The organism is Bdellovibrionota bacterium (assembly GCA_035292885.1).
Taxonomy (GTDB): Bacteria; Bdellovibrionota_G; JALEGL01; order JALEGL01; family DATDPG01; genus DATDPG01.
Genome location: DATDPG010000146.1, coordinates 1 through 20,650, shown reverse-complemented (window position 1 = coordinate 20,650; position 20,650 = coordinate 1). Strand labels below are relative to the sequence as shown.

Below are 20,650 nucleotides of genomic sequence, written 5' to 3'. Positions count from 1 at the left end.
GTTTCCATCCCGCTCGATCGTCAACATCCGGCCGTCGCTCCCCTTCTCTTTGGGCGAAAGAAGGACCAGCATCGTATCGCCGCCGATGCCGAATCGGCGGTCGAGAAGCCGCCCCGAGATTTTGGCCCATTCGAACGTCGGCAGTTTTCTCGCGTCGAAAAAAATGAAATCGTTGCCGCAGCCTTGCATCTTGATAAACGGAACTTTCATCGATTTATCATCGTTCTGGATTCAACCAATCCGGAATTTTTTCGCCTCGAATCAGGTCGTCAAACGATTCTCTCGCGCGGATGACCGCGGCGTCCGAACCTCGAACCATCACTTCCGCGGGACGCGGACGGGCATTGTACTGGGATGCCATGGAAAAGCCATACGCCCCCGCCGTCCGGATGCAGAGGAGATCCCCTTCTTCAACGTCTTCGATCTCCCGATCTTGCGCAAACGTATCCGCCGATTCGCAAATCGGGCCGACGATATCGGCGCGCACGGCCGGCTTTCCTCTACGGACGACCGGTTCGATTGTGTGTTCGGACTTATACAGAGCCGGCCGTATGAGGTCATTCATCCCGGCGTCGACGACGATAAATTGTTTTCGCTTCGTTTTTTTCACATACACCACGCGAGTAATGAGGACCCCGGCGTTTCCAATGAGAACCCTCCCCGGCTCCAAGATCAGCGTCAGGGAGAGGCCCTTGAACAACGGAGCAATCGCTTTGGCGTACTCTTTCGGGCTGGGCGGTTCTTCATCGCGGTATCGAACGCCGAGGCCGCCGCCGATATCGAGATATTTGAGTGGGATTTTCTTCTTCTGGAGTTCCTTGGCGATGTCGCACGCAATCCGGACGGCGTCCACAAATGGAGTTGTTTCCGTGATTTGCGAGCCGATATGGATCGTCAAACCCAGAGGCGCCAAATGCGGGTTCTGGGCGGCCTCTTTATACAAAGAAAAAATAGTCTCTCTTGTCAGACCAAACTTATTTCGCTTCAGACCGGTCGCGATATATGGATGTGTCTTGGCGTCCACGTCGGGATTCAGACGGAAACTTATCGGCGCGACCGTCCCTAGTTTCTCGGCGACCAGAGCGATCTTCCAAAGTTCCGACTCCGATTCCACGTTGAGCATCAGGACTTTTCGGCGCAGGCCATACTCGATTTCCGGAACGGTTTTCCCCACGCCGGAAAACACAATTTTCTGAGGGCTTACGCCCGCCTCCAAGCATCGAAAGAGTTCGCCCCCCGAAACAATGTCAGCGCCGCCCCCCATCTGTGCAATCGCCCGCAAGATGGCGATATTGCCGTTGGACTTGGCTGAAAAACAGATCAGATGCGGCAGGTTCGAAAGAGCCTCGTTGAATACACGGAAATGGCGTTCGAGCGTCGCATGACTGTATATATAGAGCGGCGTATCGAACTGATGAACGAGCTCCGTGATCGGAATCTCTTCGCAGTAGAGAGCGGCCCCTTTGTAGTCAAAATAATCCACAACCCCGCTCTTCTTACCCCAAAAGATCCGGGGACACACGACTGGACCCGAACTATTCCCATGATCGAGATCGGGTTACGTCGTGTGTCCCCTAATCTTGAATTTGCAAACGGGGGGCGGGCGCGGTACGAATTGCAACGAAATGGCTTCTCTACGACAAAAAATCGACTCGTTCGACGCCCGTGTCGCCGTGATCGGACTCGGTTATGTCGGATTGCCTCTGGCGGTCGATCTGGCTAAAGCCGGGTTTTCCGTCACCGGATTTGACGTTTCCGAAGACCGCGTCGCCAGAATCAATCGGGGTGATTCCTATATCGAGGATATCCCCGGTCCCGAGCTTACCGCCGTCGTAAAACCGAAATCAGGGAAAGGTGGCTTTCGAGCCACCACCGATTTTGCCCTTTTGCGCGAAATGGACACGGTCAGCATCTGCGTGCCCACCCCGCTCGGCAAGACACGCGACCCCGATGTCTCGTTTATTTTGGCCGTCAGGGATCGGCTTCGGGAAAGCATCCATGCCGATATGCTCGTCATTTTGGAATCGACGACATATCCGGGGACCACCGAGGAAATTTTCGAGCCGCTGGTCAAAGAGGCGGGGCTGACGTTGGGAAAAGATTTTTTTCTCGCGTTCAGTCCGGAGCGGATCGATCCGGGGAACAAGCGCTTCCAGCTCAGGAATACGCCCAAAGTCATCGGCGGCATGACGCCGGCCTGCACGGAAACGACGAAGGCGCTTTACGCGAAGATCATCGAACGGCTCGTTCCGGTCGCCTCCACGCGCGCGGCCGAAATGGTCAAGATTCTTGAAAACACGTTCCGCGCCGTGAACATCGGCCTGGTGAACGAAGTGGCGATCATGTGCCGCCTGTTGGGCATCGACACCTGGGAAGTGATCGAAGCCGCCGCGACCAAGCCGTTCGGTTTCACGCCGTTTTATCCCGGTCCCGGACTCGGAGGGCACTGCATTCCCGTCGACCCCCATTATCTTTCGTGGAAATTGAAAACACTTAATTACACCGCGCGATTCATCGATCTGGCCGCCGAAGTGAACACGGGTATGCCCCGCCACGTCGTGGAGCTCGTCGCCGGCGCACTTAATGACGCTCAGAAGAGCGTCAAAGGCTCGAGGATTCTTTTGCTGGGGATCGCCTACAAACCGGACGTTTCGGACGTCCGCGAGTCCCCGGCGCTCGACATCTTCCGGCTGCTTCAAGAGAAGGGTGCGAACGTTTCGTATCACGACCCTTTGGCCCCGGACATCCGACTTGACGGCCTCCGGCTCCAATCGATCGAGCTTTCGGACAAAATCATCGCGGCGCAAGACGTCGTCGTCATCACGACCCATCATTCGCAATACGACTTTCGTCGAATCGTGGAACACGCGCTGGCGGTCGTCGACACACGAAACGCGACGAAGGGCATTCAGAGCCCGAAAGTCGTCCGACTCTGAATTTTTTCAACTGTTTTTGGATCGAATCCGGTTTACCGTTTGGGTGATCGCGGCTCCGAGCGTATCCCATCCCACGTCCCAAACGGAACCGGTTCGCACCGTTGAAAACGATTGGTGCCATTCGTCCGTGCAGGCGTAAAGAATGCAAAGAACGAACGCCAAGACCCCCCATTTCGTTTGCCACAGAGGAAGCGGATGAAACGTCTTGAGCAGGCCGCATAAATAAAAGTACGAAAGCGCCGCGTACGAACCGACATGACCGACTTTACGCAGGCCGACGTGAATGGTTGCGATCGCCGGTTCCGGCAAAAAAGGAAAGAGCCATCGGAGAACGATCCGTGTGATCGAAAAAGTCGTGGACGCTCCGAAAAGATCCGTTGAAAAAAGAAAAATCACCGTCATCCAAGCGAACGCCGGAATCCAGAATCGAATGGATTTCATTTCACGACGCCTCGTGCAAGCAGGCGGACGGAAGGAGGCGCCCGATTTTTCCGTTCCACGTTTTCCGAAGTTCCTCCGCGGGCGACAAGCCGCGATCGATCAGATCACGGAGCGGATCCAGGTAACGAATATCATGCCGACCGTTGACCCGATCGAGCCGAGACAGACCGATGACCGCTATGCCGACAACGTCCCGCGCTACGTGAAGAATCGGCTCGTAAGCGATTCCGGCTTGAAGACCCTGTAGCGCCGCATCATCCATGGCGGCGCCGAGCTGTTCGCGAGTGAACCGTCCCACGCGGTCGAAAGCCATTCCCAGCGCTTCTTCATCGTAAAGAATACCGGTCCAAAACGCCATGAGCGCCATTGCCCCGAGAGGATCCTGGGCGTCGGCCGTGCGAAGTTCGAGATAATTCTTCAGCCGAACATCCGGGAAAAGGGTCGTCAAATGGAGATCCCAGTCTCTTCGGAGAGCTTTCTCTTTTTCCCCCTTCCCTTCCAGAAATTGCCGAAAAGTCTTGCCGGTGTAGTCGACGTACTCTCCGTTTCGAAGAATGAAGTACATCGGGATATCGAGAACGTAATCGGCGTACTTCTCGAAAGAAAAGGTTCCGTCTACGTAAAAGTCCGGAATGCCGCAACGATCCGCGTCGGTTTCCCGCCAGATGCGGAGCCGGCGCGAGCAATAACCGTTCAAAACACCCTCTTCGATCGCACCATTTGCGAACATCGCTCCAACGATAGGTCCGAGAGCAGCTCCCACATGAATCTTCCGGCGGGCGTCGGCCTCGCTCTCGTAATCGAAGTTCCCCTGGACCGACGCCGTCAATCGCATCATGTGAAGCGCGAGGCCTGGCCGCTTCTCGTAATACTCACGCATCACCCGATACCTGGATTTTGGGACCCACGGAATCCGGTCGATCGGTGTGACCGGTTGAAGACCGAGATTAAGCCAGCCGATATTGAGCGGCGTAGAAACGTCGCACAGCTCGACGATGTGTTCCTCGCGTTCGCGAGCCACATCATCCAACGTTGGATGCGGCCGGCTGCTCAATTCGAGTTGTCCTCCCGGTTCGAGCGTAATCGCCGTCGCGTTCCGGTTCAGTGCAATCACTCTTCCCCGGTCCAGAACCTTCTCCCAGCCGAAACGCGCGGACAGCTCGATCAGAATCGTCTCAATTCCGTTGGGACCGTCAAACGGGACCGCGTGTCCCGTCGTAAGATCGACGCCGACCTTTTCGCTCTCGATACCGATCGCATACCGGAAACGCGGCTTCGCTCCGTTTTCAAAAACTCGGACGAGATCCGCCTTCCCGAAGATCGGTTCCGATTCTTGGGTCGATCCTTCCCGGCTCACGACACAAGGTTTTGGCAGAATGAACCGGGGTCTGCCAGAAAAAGCTGACAAATCAGCGATATGGAAACCCCAAAGGCTTGTAGCTATACTGGAAAACCCCAATGATCCCGCTTGATTCCATCCTCGAAGACACCAAAAAGTACAATGCGGATGAGGACTTAACTCTCATTCGAGAAGCTTACGAATTTTCTCGAAAGGCGCACGAGGGGCAAAAACGAAAATCGGGGGATCCCTACTTCACTCATCCTTCCGAAGTCGCAAAAATTCTTTCCACACATCGACTTGACGCCGAAACCATTGCCACCGGTCTTTTGCACGATGTTGTCGAGGACACCCTCGTCACGATCGAAGAAGTTCGGAAGAAATTCGGCCCCAATGTCGCGCAACTCGTGGACGGAGTGACCAAGCTGTCCAAGGTTTCCTTTGGTTCGAAAGATGTCCGGCAGGCCGAAAGCTTTCGAAAGATGCTGCTCGCGATGGCGCACGATATTCGCGTGATCGTCGTGAAATTGGCCGACCGTCTTCACAATATGCGCACGCTGCGGCACATGCCGGAGATGCGCCAATTGGTCATCGCTCAGGAGACGCTCGACATTTACGCCCCGCTCGCCAATCGGCTCGGAATCGCGTGGATAAAGTTAGAGCTCGAAGAGCTTTCTTTTAAGGCGCTCCGACCGGTCATCTACGAAACAATCTCGAAGCAGCTTCAAACGACCGCGGCGGAACGCGACCGGTACATCGCCCATGTCATCCAGCTGATCGGACAAAAAATGAAGGCCGAGGGCGTTCGTTGCGAAGTCAGCGGCCGAGCCAAGCATTCTTATTCCATTTACAAGAAAATGGAATCTCGAAACATCGAATTCGAGCAGGTGGCCGACATCCTGGCGTTTCGGATCATCGTGGACTCGATGCCCCAATGTTATGAAGTGCTCGGACACATTCATACGCTATGGAAGCCGGTACCGGGACGGTTCAAGGATTACATCGCACTCCCCAAGGCCAACTTGTATCAGTCTCTTCATACGACGGTGACCGGCCCCGAAGGCCAGCGAATCGAAGTTCAAATCCGAACGCGCGAGATGCATCAGGTGGCCGAGGACGGAATCGCCGCTCACTGGATTTATAAAACAGGCGAGGGAACCGAGAAAAACGACTTGCAGCGCTTCGGTTGGCTGCGGCAAATGATCGACTGGGAGCAGGATACGAAGGATTCGCACGAATTCATCGAAACCGTCAAACTCGACCTGTTCGCCGACGAGGTCTTCGTCTTCACGCCGAGAGGGGAAGTTTACAATTTTCCGCGCGGGGCCACGCCGATCGATTTCGCGTATCGAGTTCACACCGAAGTGGGCCACCACTGCCACGGCGCCCGGATCAACGGTCGCATGGTTCCGTTAAAATACAAACTGCAGAACGGCGATCGCGTGGAAATTTTGACTTCCGACACGGCGAAGCCCTCCAAAGATTGGCTGAAAATCGCCATCACGTCCAAAGCGAAATCGAAGGTTCGGGGCGTCATCAAGAAAGAGGAACGGGACACCGGCCGAGCCGTCGGCCGCGAGATCCTGGAAAAAGAACTCAAGAAGTTCGGTGAGAACTACGAGAAGCTTCTCGCCAGCGGAAAAATCAAACCAAACTTAGCCGTGGCGGGCTACCACAGTTTGGACGAGCTGCTCTTGGCGCTGGGATACGGAAAGGTCGTCGCCGCGGACGTCATCAGCCATTTCATCGCCCCGGACAAGCTCAAGGGGAAAGAAGTTGCGACGCCCAGCATAATTCGGTCGATCATTTCCAAAGTCACGCCGAAACAACCTTCCGGAATTAAAGTCGGCGGCCTCGATAACGTCATGGTTCGTTATGGAAAGTGTTGTGACCCTCTGCCGGGGGACCCGATTCTCGGATTCGTGACGCGCGGCCGCGGGGTCACGGTCCATCGGACCGACTGTTACAAAGTGCTCGAAGTCGACAGCGCTCGCAGAGTGGATGTGGAATGGAGCAAGAACGGCCAAGCCGTCCGCAACGTGAAAATCAAAGTGGTCTCCGTCGATTCCCCCGGAATCCTGGCCGATATTTCCAAGGCGATTTCACTCAAAGGCGGCAACATCTCTCACGCATCGATCCGGACGACCGAGGATCGAAAAGCGATCAACACGTTCGACGTCGATGTTACGGACACATCCCAGCTCTATTCCATGATGCGTTCGATCGAAAAACTTCGAGGGATCCTCTCCGTCGAGCGGGTAAAGGCATAGCGTCCCGACCCCACTTGCAATAATCCATCCGATCGAATAAGCACAAGGGGAAATCCAGGTGGGGGGCCGATATCCGTAGCGTGCAATCGGACATTACGTCGTTAATACATTGTATTCTTTGGCGAAGTGTTATCAGCACCGCCCTTCTGTTCACCGTGTCGGCGGTTTCCCAACCCGCATTTGCCGAGCCCCTTACGGAAGGCCCTACGATCGGTGTCTGCCAATGCACCTATCCCGGGCATCGCGAACTTCAACCGATCACACCCACGTTCGGACGGAAGTTGCAATTGACATTCGAATATCCGTCCCACGATACCTGTATGAAACAACAACCCACGTTTTGTCAGGCTCTCACTCAAATCAAGGTTACATTTACAGATGTTCAGGCTTGGTTGGCGGGCGATTATGTGTATTCCCTCACAGTATCTGGATCCTTCCGTGACCGAGCCGTCGAATATTTCAGCATTTGTGCCCAAGGAGCCCGAGACCAGCCACACTTCAACCCGGATATAGACCTTGATTTTATGTTGCTCCCCGTGTGCCTGCCAGCACCGCTCGAGCCAATTAAATTCAGATCTCCCGTGAAAATGCCCGTTTTGGAGCGATCTGCCGAGCGATCGATAGATCCAAGACTTAATCGCGATCGCCTCCTTCCAAATGTCATCCCATTTCCAATTACAAAGACGGAGGCTGAAATCGTCCAGCAGACACTATCTGTAGACCAATGGATTGCTTTTCAGTCTTTTCTTCAGGCCTCCTTTAACAGAGCGAAGTTCACTGTGCCGACAGCTTTGCTTTGGTATCTCTCCTCGAGGGCCGATCTGTGGAGTTCTTCCTGGCGCCCACTTACAGAAGCCGGCACTTGGATTCGGAGCGGTATTCGCAACGGTGCGGCTTGGATTCCGCGATTTTCACGTGCGGCGGCTTCAAGAGCCGTCGGCCTTCCGCCCATTGACCCTTGGGACTATCGATTTAGGGCAAAGTCCAAAGTTCCACAGGAAGTGAAAGCCTATTTAACGACGCCGACCACCTTGGACGAATATCGAGCCCGGTTTCGCAGTTATTATGATTCGGCCGATTCATCCCGCGCTGATAAAATGAAAGTGCTCTCCTGGTTTTTCCAGAGCAAAGTTTTCGAACCTGAAGTCTGTTTTGCTGAAGCATGTGCACACATATACAACGGCGCACTCGTCAAGCATCAAATATGTGAGGTCCTCTTGAATCGATATGGTGAACTCTACGAACAAGGGACGCAATGGAGGGGCGTCCGCCGAGCTTACGGACCTTCGGAGCTTCAAGAGATCGTCGATCTTTCAACCCTGCTTAAGCTTCAGCCGCAGCTCTTGGGCGATGGCCGGTTCACATTCATTGAAGACGGACGCCGATATTATGACGGACCGTTTTGGTGGGATTATCCCATTCCCGAGCCCTCGACGGAGTTGGAAGGTCACACCATTCCTTGCGCATTCTATCTCGCCGATGAAAGGCCCGAGTTAGCTAAACAAGCCGACCCGGCTGAACGATCGATGACATTTCAGGAAGACTTGAGGCGCTACACCCCACTCAGCCATTCTTCTCCGTGAAGCTGTACGAATTCCCATTCGCTAGAATCACATGATCGAGAAATCGGAGGCCCAAGATGAGGGCTCCTTCTTTCAAACGCACCGTCAATGCACGATCTTCGGGGCTGGGAGTGGCGTCGCCACTCGGATGGTTGTGGACGCAGATAATCCCCGAAGCTCCCGCGCGAACCGCCTCGGCAAAAACCTCCTTCGGTTGGATGGCCACACCCTCGGCGCTGCCGCGGGATACCTGTTGGATCGTGATCGGCCTGTTTTTCACGTCGACGGAAATCACGAAAAATAATTCGTACGAAAGACCCGTCACGCGCGAGTTCATCAATTTGGCTACGTCCGAGCTTTGCGCAAGGCGGTGCACCGAAGATCTTTCCGCCGCCGAGAAACGCCGCCCGAGTTCGAGCGCGGCCAGTATCCTCGCGGCCTTCGCCGGCCCCACACCCTTGGTCCGAAGCAGAGAACCGATGGAAAGTTGATTGGCTGTGAGATCACCCTTTTCGCCCCCTTGAAGCAGACGCCGGGCCACGTCCACGGCCGATAATCCTCGATCTCCGCTGCCAATGAGAATCGCCAGAAGCTCGGCCGAAGATAAAGCTTGTCCGCCAAGTTCCAAAATTCGTTCCCGGGGACGTTCGGATTCCGGCCACTCTCGAATCGGAAGTGCTGCACGATCGCTCATGACGTGGGGTGACTTCACGATTTGTGCCGGTTCTGAATAACGTGGTACGGATTATCTTTCACTCGAACCATCATGTTTTACAGGACGCATGCCGAGATCTACGTGCCGGACCGGACTCCGGAAAAGGAGGCGCTGGCACGTACCACGCATTTGGGTATCGGCGCACACGCAGATGATCTCGAAATCATGGCGTATCACGGTATCGCAGAGTGCTACCGGCGCAAAACGCGTTGGTTCACATCGATCACCTGTGGAGACGGAGCCGGCAGCCCTAGAAATGGCCCTTACGAAAGGATGAAGTTGGGCCAATTCAAAGAGACTCGAAGAAGGGAACAGCGTTCGGCGGCCCGAATCGGCCGTTATTCCGCCGCGATTCAGCTCGATTATCCGAGCGCCGAAATTCGAAATCTTCGAAACGGCAATATTCGATCCGACTTAACGACTGTTTTGCTGCGGACTCGCCCGCGTTGGATCTACACCCATAACCTAGCCGACAGGCATGAAACGCATTTGGCCGTCGTTCTGCACGTTCTCGAGGCCTTACGTTCGCTCGGCCCCAAAGGATGGCCTCGAAGACTGTACGGTTGTGAAGTATGGGGATCGCTGGATTGGCTCCCCGGATCTCAAAAAGTCGCCCTCGATTGTTCAAAGCATCCCCTTGTCTCCCGGAAATTGCTTCAAGTCTTTCGGTCTCAAATTGGAAGCGGGAAACGATACGATCTGGCTACTCTCGGGCGTCGCCAAGCGAATGCGACATATCATCACTCCGAAAGTGCAGACGCAGCTCGAGGCATCACGTTCGCGATGGATCTCATGCCGCTTCTTCGAAATCGCAGACTGAATCCCCTGCGATATGTTTCTTACATGGTAGAGCGGCTAGAGAGGGATCTGTTAAGTCCGCTCCGCGCGCTACGTTCCTGAATGCCTACGCGGCCTTGGCGACCTTGCCGGATCGAATGCAACGCGTGCAAAGGCGAATCGTCTTGCTGACGCCGTCGACAATCACATGAACACGTTTGAGATTTGGAAGCCACCGTCGGCGAGTCCGGTTATTGGAATGCGAGACCTTATTCCCGTAGACCGGTTTCTTGCCGCAAATTCCACAAACCATCGCCATAAGCGCCTCCTAAAAAGGGGCGCGATATAAAGCACTTAACGCGAATAAAATCAAGCTCCCAGCTCGTCAGGGCGACGCCGAGCCGGCCAATGAGAGGCTTAAACCCGGCGCGTAGGTGACCAGGATAAGTACCGCCACCAAGAGGGCAAAGAACGGCAAAACGGCCCGATAGGCTGCAGTCAGCGGTCGATTGAACCGCATACTCGACAGGAAAAGATTCAGCCCAAGAGGCGGGGTCATATAGCCTATTTCAAGATTGAGCAGGAAGATAACCCCGAGATGAACGGGGTCCACGTGGTATTGCATCGCCACCGGCACAATGATCGGCACGACGATGATGATGGCCGAGAAGATCTCCACCATGTTCATCACCAGTAAGAATAGATTCAGGATTACCAGGAAGACGACTTTGCTGTCGACGAACAGACTGATCCAACCGAACAGCTTCATCGGAATTTGCTCGTCGATGAGATAATTTGTCACGCCCATCGCCGCTCCAAGCATCACGAGAATCGCACCGACCAGGATCATGCTTTCGCGCAGTACACGCGGCATATCGCCAAAAAACGTCAGGTCGCGGCGCACGAATACTTCCACGATCAAGACGTAGAATGCCGTTACGGCCGCGGCTTCCGTGGCCGTGATGACGCCGCCGTAGATGCCGCCGATCACGACGAACGGGAGCGGGATTTCCCAAGCGGCGCCCTTGAGTTCGGACCAAACATTTTTCCAGACAAATGCTTGTCGTGGAACGCCGCTCTTGATCGCCGTACGAACGCTATAGATAGACAGAACCACAATCAGGAGCACGCCGGGGAGTAGCGCCGCACGAAAGAGTTGGTCGATGTTAACCTGTGCGACAATGCTGTATAGGATGATCGGGAGCGAGGGTGGGAACAGGAGACCCAGGCTCCCCGACGTCGTCATTAGCCCGAGCGAGAAGCGCTCCGGGTAATTCTCTTTCAGGAGGGCCGGGAAGATCAGGCCGCCGAGCGCGATGATCGTAACCCCCGACGCGCCGCTGAACGCCGTGAAGATCGCGGTCGACAGAAGTGCCACGATCGCCAATCCTCCGGGCATCCATCCGAAGAACGCCTGCGCTAATCCGATCATGCGACGGGGCGCCTTGCTCTCCGCCAGGACATATCCGGCGAACGTAAACAACGGGATCGCGATGAGAGCCGGAAAATTCACGAGGCGATAGAGCTCGACGATCAACGCCGCGGCATCGATCCCAGCGCGATCAAAGGCGACCAGACCGATTGCACCGATGACGGCGAAGATCGGGGCGCCGACGAGGGCCGCCAGAAGAAGCAGCAAGCCGAGGCCCAGAACGCCCATTAGGCCGCTCCTTTGTTCGACTTACCTTGGAACAGCGACGCAAGGCTCACGGCTGCGTGCGTGAAAAATTCCAGTGTGAGCAGACCGAATCCGACCGGGACGATAGTAGCGGGAATCCACTCCGGAATCCCGAGAAAGAGAATGGATCCCGGATCGATCCCGACCTGAACGAACGTGATGCTCGCCCGGAGTAAGAAACCGCACACAAAAGCGGCGAAGAGATCGGTGACAGCTCTACACCAGAAACGAATTCGAAACGGGAATAAACGTACCAGAGCATCGACATGAAAGTGTTTCCCTTCCCGCGTTGCCAAATAGGCGCCAAAAAAACCGACCCAGATCACTAGATACCGCGCCGCTACGTCTCCCCAGACAATCCCCGTGTGAAAAAAGAAGCGGAGGAACACCTGCAGGGCGGCTAAGCCAAGCATCGCGACGAATCCGACGGCCAGAAAGCCCTCGACGACCGCCGTGATCGCACGATTTAGACTCCGCAGAAGTTTCATCCAGATCCAGACTACCGTCCCCATCTTCTGGCGCAATCATTTGTGTGCCAAGAACGGATCAACCTTTGTTCCCACACACCGATTCCGAGCAAAACTCAACGTTCAAAAAGCCAAAGACAACCGCGGAAAGCTCATTTTCCGGGCATGTGAGGCGATAGTGTTCCGTTCCATCAAGAGAAAACAATTTACGCCGCTAACTGCATCGCATTTAGCCGGAGAGGGGACGGGCGATCGCGCTGTGGCGTTTGCAGTTCACCGTATAAACTTGCTAGCTCTTTGGGAGCAGCTTCAAGTTCCGAGAGAATAAAGAGCCGGAGATCCTTTTCGGTCGTCCAATTCATGTTGGTAGAATGAGACTTGGCCTTCTCCCATTTAATCACACCAGCGTGAGAGACATCGAAGCGTTTTGCAAATTGCTGAAGCGTTAAGTCAAAATGAAGCCGAATAAATTGAATTTCATTGCCTGTAAGAGGGGAAGGCTTGCGCGCCAAAGCCTGAAGAACAGCAAGTGCGAGGGCGTTATAATCAATCTTCGGCGTCCAGACGCCACGGGTTCGAATCATCGGAACATTTAAAAGAAGAATTGGAAAGCCGAATCCGGTATCGACAAATTCTTTTTGAACTTTGGTTTTCATATTTCCCAACTATCTCCCTATCTCGATTGCCGTGATGATAAGCATGGCAGACTCGTCAAACGAAACTATGATCCTTAAATCTCTTCGATCAATGGTTTTTCCTCTCACGGCGTAGTTCCAAGCTTTAAACGGCTCGTCGAACCTATCTTTCTTGGCCTCGTGATGCCCATAACGAAGAACGTAAAGAACCTCAGGACGCGTAATTCTTCGTTCTTCCTGTCTTTCATGTGCATGCCTCGTGTCCAAGTAATTTCCTGAATCGAGCGATCTACGAATCGCCTCCATCAGGCTTTCAATCTTTTTCTTTGACCTTTTCATATTGTAACTCAGTTACATTTGCGTTGCCATCTTAAATTTGAACGAGGCGAATAAAAGCGAAAACAGGTCCAACTATTCAAAATTAAAGAAAAAAGTAACGTATATTTCGAGCCATAACCAGGGTTTTAACGGCTTGACTGGATTGTATTTAGGTGTTTGCCCCAGCATAGCACTTTACGCCTCGTCCATCATCTGGGATGCCATCGGCGGTATCAATGGAGTCAAAAAACACAATGCCGAAATCGAACAAAAAACGAAATCCTCTTTTCTAAACACTTTTCAGCCGACTCTGGCCGTAGCGACCGATGGCGCGTTTGTCGGTGCACAATTTAGATTTTAAAGGAGGGATGAATCTATGAAGACAGTTCAAGGATTTTAATTTACAGGCATTGCAGTTTTGATCTTCGGCTTTATTGGCTGTGGCGACTCGTCGACGACTCCTGGCTTAGGGCCTCCGTTTTCGTCGGTAAGTCCAGCACTAACCGCCGAAGAGCTTTGGCTGACTTTTTCGTTTAAGCCCTTTCATTTCAGCTCCAGCAGCGGCGATTACGACTGTGCCGACATTATCAACCCGAACGGAGAAGGAATGGTCCACATCGACATTTCGGAGGCTGGAAACCGAGAGACGCATTCCTTCACCTATACCGATTGTTCAATCTCTGGGCCTCTTTACCCTTCCGGCCAAGATATCGAACTTAAAGTCAACGGTACCATTCAAAGAGAATATGTTTGGACCGATAAGGAATCCTAAACCTTCGAATCGTATTCCTTTCAGGAACATGTCTCCTTTAGCGGAGGCCTGGGATATGCGGCGGATTGTGACTATTCGATTACGGAGACAGACTTTTCCGGGAGCTGCACATACCTAGATTCGTCTGGATAAGAATTGGCCATTACGGGTGAACAGATGACAGAAGCCCTTCAAAACGCCATCTCAAATGGCCAAGGGCCTGGTTGAGGCATCGTTCCGGCATCACTTGAAGAGGCCGTTGCTTTCAAGCAGCCGATTTCACCTGAACCGAATATTTCAATCCGGATAAGGCTACTTCCTCCTGAAGCGCCATCTGTACCAGAACCGAAGGTGGATAACCGATCGCCTTGGCAATCTCATGTGCCTTGGCTACGCTCACACCCTTACGCTCCTTTTCGATGTCACAAAGATTAGCTGCCGATATTCGGAGCTTCTTCGCGAACACTTTTTGCGAAAAACCCTCCGAAAGGCGCCAGGATCGCAGAAAACGACCCACGGTCAATCGACCATATTTTTTCTCCAAATCCTTCAATCCATAAAGTTGTCGTTCAGTACCCATGTTTGCTCACCTCTATAACCCGGGCCACCATGACGGTGTGGTCCGCCCGTTCCTCATAGATCGCCCGATACCCGCGACTCAATCGAATCGATCTTTGTCCCCGACGCTGACCGTGGAGCGGCTCGTCGTGGTATCCCTTCAGTTTCCTGACCTCCTCCATGCCCGCCCGTTCAACGGCTTCAACCCAGCCCTGGAACTTGTCCCGAATATGCCCCGGAAGTCTGTCGAGCTCCTTTTGAACCCGCCTGTCCCACAGGACTTTCCACGTCCGCTTCCTCATTATGATACTGCTTTTAGCAGTACTTCTTCAAGCCCCAAGTGAAACTATGCGCATCACTACGGCTTGGCACCGCTTCGGACGACACTGCGTGCCTGTTCCAAAAGATCCTTTGGATAGAGTTTGCCCACCTGATCTGTCGCGACCTTATCTCCTATAGCGATGAATCGATTTTGCTCCGCCACGGAGACCGCGACCGTCTGTACGCCTTGGCTCGTCAATATTGTGAGGGCTTCGGCATTTTCTTTGCGCGATGCCTCGGCCAGCCGCCTGCAAAGATCGCGCGACTCCGTCTTAAGAATTTCCTTCGACTTGGCGGAAAGCTTTGAAAACTGGGCCTCGGCGACTAGGAGGGCCCCCATGGCGTGCGTGATTGCAAAATCGGTCCGGTATTTCACACGTGTGTGCCATTGGAGCGCGATCGCGCCGAGAGGCGTTCCGTAAACCGTATCGATGAGGCGCGTTTGAAGGGACGAGAGAACGTCCGGGAGCACCAAGGGGATTCCCGCAACGCCGCCCGCTGAAAACAATCCTCGCGCCAAAGGATCACCTTCCCAGACCCAGACCTTCCCTTTCTTGAGCGCATCCAACGAAGAAATCGGCGTTGAAGAAAAGATGTAGACAAAACCAATCGGAACGAAGCCGAGGAGAACAAACTTTTTCGATAAAAATCCCTTTTCGAATCGCGGGAACAATTGATCCGTCAGTCGATCGATATCCGAATCCGTTCGAGCCAGAAACGGAAGCTCAAAAATCCGGACTTCCGGAAGGAGCTGTCCCAAGCCCATTCCCGTGAACGCTGCCCCGTGCACCTGGCCCACGCGGATCTTCCGGACCACATCCGACTCGTCACCCAGAACTCCGCCCGCGTAAATTTTTAGGCCGACTTCATCCTGACTTTCGCTCCGGAGCTTCTGATCCATCTTCTGAAGCTCATTGACCCACGTCGTCCCCTGCGGCGCCACCGTGGCAATCTTGATGAGAATTTTTGGCTCCGCCGCCGCGGCGCTCATGGCAACGATCAGAACAACGACAAACGTAGAAATGAGCTTGGGCATCCTGCGCATCAGCTTTCTCCAAAGTAATTTGGTTTTTGTTTTAGAAGCTTGCGGGCCCAATCTTTCGCAATCTCCTGGGCCAGGCGCTGTTCGGGTAAAAGGTCATCGGGAGTGTTCATCACTTCCTTCAACAGCTTCTCGAACAATTTAGCGTCTTGAATCCGAACCGCGTACGTCTTGGCCCAAAGATATTTTGCCATGACGTACTTTCCGCCGCCAACGCTCACGGCTTCCGAAAAATGTTTCTCGGCTTGTTTGGGGTCTCCTCCGAGCAACGGCGGCCGCTCGGCGAAGTAAACGCCAAAGAAAAGATGGATCGCCCCGTAATGGTAACCGGGATCCAATTTCAACGCCCTCTCCGCTAAAGCGACGGCGCGGGGCAATTCAGCAACGGCGCGCGGGGAATCCGCGCTTTTCCGTATGGCCCCCGCCCAATCGTAGGCCGTCCAAAAGAGAGCCGGGACGTCTTCTTTTTTCGCTCCCTCCAATCGCGATTTGAAGGCTTCCAAGGATCCGGAACGAGCCAAGAGGGCCGTCCCGCCGCCCAGCTTCAGATCGAGCAGCTCCAAACCGTGACCGGCGCCGCGATTATAAAGGCTTGCCGCCCGCTTTCGAACGTCGGCGTTGGATTCGGCTTCCCATTCCAGAAAGGCGAACGCGTAACTGCCGAGCGCCCGAGTGAGGGCGAGAAGAACTTCGGCCCGCCTAGGGTCGCTCCGATGAAGCGTCTCCATCAATTTGATTTGGGCCGCCGCCGCTTCATGGGCGAGCTGGATGTCGGCCTCACTCTCGAAAACCTCCAAACCGGGCGGCAACAGCTCGGACGTGGCTTTCACACTTAGGTTTTTCAGCGAACAGCCGCTGATCAGAGAGGCCAGAAGGATGAGAAGGATTGTAAGCCGCGTTCTCATCCCAATTTCCGTTTGTCCGCCGATAGATACTCCGAAGCGTAATGCGCCGCCTGAAAACCGCTGATCACTTCACCGTCCAGTCCCAAACCCGGGAAAATCATGTCTCCCGCCAGGAATGTGTTCTTCAGGGGAGTCTCGGGCGTAAAACCGCAAACCCCCAGCGTCCTCGGCTCCGACGCGGTGTAAATAAACCCCTGCCGAAAGTCTCCCGGTTTCCCCTCCATCGACGGGAGATAGGGCTCTTTCGGCTCCTCCAGTAAATGATTTTCGAGGAACGGAATGAGCGATTTTAAGCCCTCCCGAATTTCGGTGGAGACCCGTTTCAAATCGGGGCGCTGTGAACTCGGGTCCATGAACGCGCTGACGCCGATCCAGGTGTGGGGGCTCTTGTCCCCATTTTCACTCTTGCGGACGACATATCGCAGAGCCCGAACCCATCGCCGCCGCTCGCTCCCTCCGTTGGGGCGGCCCCGAGGAATCAGCAATCCCTGGGACTGCATTCCGGTCGGAATCCCCTCGGGCGACACCCGGTAGAGTTGATACGCTTTACCGGCAAAAATTTGCAGTTCCGAAAGCTTCTTCTGCCATTGGCGAACGGGTTCCGCGTCGGGGGCCATTGCAAAAAGTCCGCGAGGATCGCCGCCGATCATCGCCACATGGCAACGGACTTCACTCCACTCCGCTCCCGCGAGTTCGAAACCGGCGATCCGCTTCTTTTCCAGCATCACGCCCTTAATCTGGTCACACTCCGCGACGAGCCCTCCCCTTTCCTTGATTTTCGAAAGCAGCATGTTTCGAATCGTCGCGACCCCGGCGGCCGCGTCGTATCCTTCCCATCGAACCAGAGCGAGAAGATGCGCGAGCTGTGCGCCGCTCGTCCACGACGTAATCAAATCGCGCAGGGCCAACTGCATGGCATCCACCGCCCGGCTGAAGTCGTCCCCTACGTCGAAACTCTTCAGTTCTTTATCCAACGACCGATCGGCCAAGAGCTGGGCGTCACACACCTGGTCGAGCATCTTTCGAAAGTTCCGATGGGCGAAAAAGCCTTTGGGCGGAAGCGGAACGCGACTGTTGAATAAGTAATGATAGACCTCGAGGTGTCCGTAACTTTCCTTGAACAGTTGGAGAATTTGTTTGGCATGATCGGGAAATTCACGCGTAAGTTCCCGATGAAATCGTCCTTCTTCACCGTAGCAGTCGAGCCGGTGATCCATAAAAGCCAGCTGCACCGGCGCCTCGAGCGCGGGAATGGCATTGACTTCCGTCGGATGAAATCCGACCCGCTTGAGCATCGGCTTGATCGTAAATCCGTTCAGAAATTCGCAGAGGGCCGGATCGAAGTCTTTCGCCCGTCGGTCGGTCAAAACGACGAGCTTGATCCCCTTTTTCTGTAGCATGATGGCGGCCAAAAGACCGCCGATGCCGTCTCCCAAAACACAGACGTCGAAAAGCCGGACCTTCATCCGATGTTCCTCACGAACTTTACGCGGCCCAAGATGACATCCCGGATCGCTTCCGGAAAAATTCGATGTTCCACGTCGTGCACGCGACCCGTGAGCTGCTCCAGCGTTTCGCCCGGCTGAACCGGAATGGCCTCTTGGACGATGATCGGCCCCGTGTCCACACCTTCGTCCACAAAATGCACGGTGACGCCGACCTCCTTTTCGCCCGCCTGAAACGCCCGTTCAATCGAATGTGTCCCGGGATATTTGGGAAGCAGCGCGGGATGGACATTGATCATCTTTCCGAGATACGGCCGCACGAAAACCGGGCTCAGGATACGCATAAAACCCGCGAGAATCACCCAATCGATGGAACGTTGCCGAAGCAGCTCCACCAGCCCCAAATCGTACGCTTCGCGCGATGCATATTGTTTCGGAGAAAACCAAACGGCTTCAATATTCGCATTTTTGGCCCGCTCCAATGCAAAAGCGTCTTTCTTGTCGGACACCACGACGCGAATCTCCGCCGGCCAGCCGGCGGTTTTCGAACCGTCGATAAGCGCTTGAAGGTTGGAGCCGTTTCCCGAGGCGAACACGGCCAGAGCGGGACGATTTTCCGTCATTACCGCACTCCCTGAGATCCCGCCCTTAGAAGGAAATCAAGAACACTGCCCGGGAGGAGACCTAAAAGAAGCGTGAACGCCGAGGCCAGGCCGAGCGCAGCCACGGCACCGAAGGGACGGCGGATCGGCGTCAGTTCCGCCGGATCTTCCATATACGCTGCCACGATCAGACGAAGGTAATACGCCAGGGACACGACACTCGTCACCACGCCGACCAAGACCAGTTCGTACCTCCCCTGTTGGGCCGCCAAGAGAAACACGTTGAATTTAGCGACGAATCCGGCGAGCGGAGGCAATCCGGCCAACGACAACAGGCAGATGGCCAAGGCTAGAGCCAGTCCCGGCCGACGTTTGGCTAAACCGGAAAGATCCGAAATTTTCGTTTTTCCTTCCTCCTCTTGAAGCGAAACCACCAGGAACGCGCCGAAAGTGGCCAGTCCATAGGTCAGCACGTAGAACACCAGCGCCGCTCCGGCCTCCTCGATCGACCCGCCTTCGGAAGTTGTCAGCGCAATGGCGGCATATCCCGCATGAGCCACGCTGGAATAAGCCAGCATCCGCTTCACGTCCGTCTGATAAAGAGCCGCGAGACTTCCCCACACCATGGACGCCATCGCCAGCCACGAGAGAGCCGTCACCCAATTGAAACTGGTCGAAGGAAGCGCCCGTCCGAACAGGCGAAGCGCGGTACACAGAACCGACGCCTTGACCGCACCCGACATCCACGCGACCAGCGGCGCCGGCGCTCCCTGATAGACGTCCGGAACCCACATGTGAAACGGAACCAGCCCGATCTTGAACAGAATACCGGCCGCAAAAAGAGTCACGCCCACCATCAAGAGGCTTCCCGACGTGAACCCTCTTTCATGAAAGATTTGCGCCATCGAAGATATCTCGAGCGTCCCCAGCGTTCCCCACATTAGCGCCATCCCGTAAACCAATACAGCCGAAGCCACGGCGCCCAAGAGAAAATATTTAAACGCCGCTTCGCTCGACTCGTCCTTGGTGGCTCCCAGGCCGGTCATGACGTACAAGGGGAGAGATAAGAGTTCGAGGCCGACAAAAAAGACCAGCAGATGATTCGAGAAGATCATCAATAGACCGCCCGCGGCGCTCAAAAGAAGCAGGCTGTATGTACCCGCGGGCGCCCTTCGAATTCGGGCCGTGCCTGAATGAAAAACCGGGACGGCGAAAAGCAGCAAAAGAAGTACGACGGCGGCGAACCCAAATCCCAACCCGTCATGGATGAGAAGACCCCGCAATGGCATCGACGTTCCGTTCACGAACAACAGGGACGTTAAGGTCGCCACAACCGCCCCGAATGTGAGGGCGCCGTAAAGTTTCCGCGCTCCGCCCCGTTCACCCGTCATCGAAGCGAACAAAAGAAGAAGAAGGCTGGAAACCGACAGGATTCCATACGGCAGCAATTCCAAAAGGTCGCGGATTTGAATCGGACCGAACGTCATGGCAGCTCCGCGACCGATTGAACCCGAACCCTGGAAACAATGGATTGAACCGAAGGGGATATCCGCGACAGAATCAGGTTGGGCTGAATCCCAAGCCATACGGCGAGGACGATCGGCATGGCCAACGTGGCAACCTCTTGCCACCGGAGGTCCCGGAACGTCTCATTTTCTTTAAACCGCACCGTGCCCCAGAAAATTCGCTCGTAGAGACTCAACATATATACGGCGCCCAGAATAATTCCCACGACCGCCAGACCGACGAACCAGGCCGGATGATCCAACGCTAAAGCCCGAAAGCTTCCCGCCAGAATCAGGAATTCTCCGACAAACCCGCAAAGTCCGGGCAGACCGATCGCCGTCAGCGTCATGAGGAAAAATACGGCGGCGAACCTTGGAGCCAC

General features: G+C 54.8%; 23 protein-coding genes. 5 read left to right on the top strand and 18 right to left on the bottom strand.

Features of this window, described 5'->3' with window-relative positions:
* On the bottom strand, window positions 1-210 hold a 210-nt coding region (locus VI895_10840; GenBank protein HLG20295.1), incomplete at its 3' end, for a diaminopimelate epimerase.
* Between the two features lie 7 nt (window positions 211-217).
* Window positions 218-1,483 carry a diaminopimelate decarboxylase gene (gene lysA / locus VI895_10835; GenBank protein HLG20294.1) on the bottom strand — a complete coding sequence of 422 codons (1,266 nt, stop codon included), beginning with the start codon at window positions 1,481-1,483 and terminating at the stop codon, window positions 218-220.
* Between the two features lie 142 nt (window positions 1,484-1,625).
* Here lysA and VI895_10830 point away from each other — a divergent pair, with 142 nt between their 5' ends.
* On the top strand, window positions 1,626-2,936 hold the full coding sequence (locus tag VI895_10830) for a nucleotide sugar dehydrogenase (protein HLG20293.1): 1,311 nt from the start codon (window positions 1,626-1,628) through the stop codon (window positions 2,934-2,936).
* Between the two features lie 6 nt (window positions 2,937-2,942).
* Here VI895_10830 and VI895_10825 read toward each other — a convergent pair whose 3' ends face one another.
* Together VI895_10825 and VI895_10820 are read right to left on the bottom strand one after the other, a co-directional pair.
* Complete coding sequence (locus tag VI895_10825) at window positions 2,943-3,377, bottom strand: VanZ family protein (protein ID HLG20292.1); 435 nt, start codon at window positions 3,375-3,377, stop codon at window positions 2,943-2,945.
* Window position 3,378: 1 nt separating this feature from the next.
* Entirely contained in the window at window positions 3,379-4,734 is a 1,356-nt protein-coding gene (locus VI895_10820) for a glutamate-cysteine ligase family protein (GenBank protein HLG20291.1), read from the bottom strand.
* Window positions 4,735-4,835: 101 nt separating this feature from the next.
* Between VI895_10820 and VI895_10815 the strand changes: the two genes are divergently transcribed.
* Both VI895_10815 and VI895_10810 read left to right on the top strand, forming a co-directional pair.
* Window positions 4,836-6,986 (top strand): bifunctional (p)ppGpp synthetase/guanosine-3',5'-bis(diphosphate) 3'-pyrophosphohydrolase, encoded by a 2,151-nt coding sequence (locus tag VI895_10815; protein HLG20290.1) that lies wholly within the window; start codon window positions 4,836-4,838, stop codon window positions 6,984-6,986.
* 779 nt (window positions 6,987-7,765) lie between these two features.
* A complete protein-coding gene (locus tag VI895_10810) occupies window positions 7,766-8,569 on the top strand; it encodes a hypothetical protein (GenBank protein HLG20289.1) in 804 nt (267 codons plus the stop codon).
* Here the strand turns inward: VI895_10810 and radC are convergent.
* The gene (radC, locus tag VI895_10805; protein HLG20288.1) at window positions 8,550-9,260 is read right to left on the bottom strand and encodes a DNA repair protein RadC; all 711 of its coding nucleotides are present in this window, start codon (window positions 9,258-9,260) and stop codon (window positions 8,550-8,552) included. The genes VI895_10810 and radC overlap by 20 nt on opposite strands.
* 54 nt (window positions 9,261-9,314) lie before the next feature.
* On the opposite strand from radC, the gene VI895_10800 reads away from it, so the two are divergent.
* Window positions 9,315-10,163, top strand: coding sequence for a PIG-L family deacetylase (locus tag VI895_10800; protein HLG20287.1), 849 nt, complete (start codon window positions 9,315-9,317; stop codon window positions 10,161-10,163).
* A gap of 4 nt (window positions 10,164-10,167) precedes the next feature.
* Here the strand turns inward: VI895_10800 and rpmB are convergent, their stop codons facing one another.
* The 5 genes from rpmB to VI895_10775 form a co-directional block, all read right to left on the bottom strand.
* Window positions 10,168-10,359 carry a 50S ribosomal protein L28 gene (rpmB, locus tag VI895_10795; GenBank protein HLG20286.1) on the bottom strand — a complete coding sequence of 64 codons (192 nt, stop codon included), beginning with the start codon at window positions 10,357-10,359 and terminating at the stop codon, window positions 10,168-10,170.
* Window positions 10,360-10,425: 66 nt separating this feature from the next.
* A complete protein-coding gene (locus tag VI895_10790) occupies window positions 10,426-11,700 on the bottom strand; it encodes a TRAP transporter large permease subunit (GenBank protein ID HLG20285.1) in 1,275 nt (424 codons plus the stop codon).
* Window positions 11,700-12,230: a TRAP transporter small permease gene (locus tag VI895_10785; GenBank protein HLG20284.1), complete on the bottom strand. Its 531-nt coding sequence runs from the start codon at window positions 12,228-12,230 to the stop codon at window positions 11,700-11,702. Before VI895_10785 ends, VI895_10790 begins: the two co-directional genes overlap by 1 nt.
* A gap of 161 nt (window positions 12,231-12,391) precedes the next feature.
* Window positions 12,392-12,841 (bottom strand): hypothetical protein, encoded by a 450-nt coding sequence (locus VI895_10780; protein HLG20283.1) that lies wholly within the window; start codon window positions 12,839-12,841, stop codon window positions 12,392-12,394.
* Window positions 12,842-12,850: 9 nt separating this feature from the next.
* Window positions 12,851-13,159, bottom strand: coding sequence for a DUF4258 domain-containing protein (locus VI895_10775; protein HLG20282.1), 309 nt, complete (start codon window positions 13,157-13,159; stop codon window positions 12,851-12,853).
* 37 nt (window positions 13,160-13,196) lie between these two features.
* Here VI895_10775 and VI895_10770 point away from each other — a divergent pair, with 37 nt between their 5' ends.
* Window positions 13,197-13,499 (top strand): hypothetical protein, encoded by a 303-nt coding sequence (locus VI895_10770; GenBank protein HLG20281.1) that lies wholly within the window; start codon window positions 13,197-13,199, stop codon window positions 13,497-13,499.
* Between the two features lie 655 nt (window positions 13,500-14,154).
* Here VI895_10770 and VI895_10765 read toward each other — a convergent pair.
* The 8 genes from VI895_10765 to VI895_10730 form a co-directional block, all read right to left on the bottom strand.
* On the bottom strand, window positions 14,155-14,469 hold the full coding sequence (locus VI895_10765; protein HLG20280.1) for a helix-turn-helix transcriptional regulator: 315 nt from the start codon (window positions 14,467-14,469) through the stop codon (window positions 14,155-14,157).
* A complete protein-coding gene (locus VI895_10760; GenBank protein HLG20279.1) occupies window positions 14,459-14,749 on the bottom strand; it encodes a type II toxin-antitoxin system RelE/ParE family toxin in 291 nt (96 codons plus the stop codon). Before VI895_10760 ends, VI895_10765 begins: the two co-directional genes overlap by 11 nt.
* A 56-nt stretch (window positions 14,750-14,805) precedes the next feature.
* Entirely contained in the window at window positions 14,806-15,804 is a 999-nt protein-coding gene (gene dctP / locus VI895_10755; protein ID HLG20278.1) for a TRAP transporter substrate-binding protein DctP, read from the bottom strand.
* 8 nt (window positions 15,805-15,812) lie between these two features.
* On the bottom strand, window positions 15,813-16,715 hold the full coding sequence (locus VI895_10750; GenBank protein HLG20277.1) for a TRAP transporter TatT component family protein: 903 nt from the start codon (window positions 16,713-16,715) through the stop codon (window positions 15,813-15,815).
* Window positions 16,712-18,181 (bottom strand): hypothetical protein, encoded by a 1,470-nt coding sequence (locus VI895_10745; protein ID HLG20276.1) that lies wholly within the window; start codon window positions 18,179-18,181, stop codon window positions 16,712-16,714. The genes VI895_10750 and VI895_10745 overlap by 4 nt, the downstream gene beginning before the upstream one ends.
* Window positions 18,178-18,783, bottom strand: a complete 606-nt coding sequence (purN, locus tag VI895_10740; GenBank protein HLG20275.1) for a phosphoribosylglycinamide formyltransferase — start codon at window positions 18,781-18,783, stop codon at window positions 18,178-18,180. Before purN ends, VI895_10745 begins: the two co-directional genes overlap by 4 nt.
* On the bottom strand, window positions 18,783-20,249 hold the full coding sequence (locus VI895_10735; protein ID HLG20274.1) for an NADH-quinone oxidoreductase subunit N: 1,467 nt from the start codon (window positions 20,247-20,249) through the stop codon (window positions 18,783-18,785). The genes purN and VI895_10735 overlap by 1 nt, the downstream gene beginning before the upstream one ends.
* On the bottom strand, window positions 20,246-20,650 hold a 405-nt coding region (locus VI895_10730; protein HLG20273.1), incomplete at its 5' end, for a proton-conducting transporter membrane subunit. The genes VI895_10730 and VI895_10735, both read right to left, overlap by 4 nt.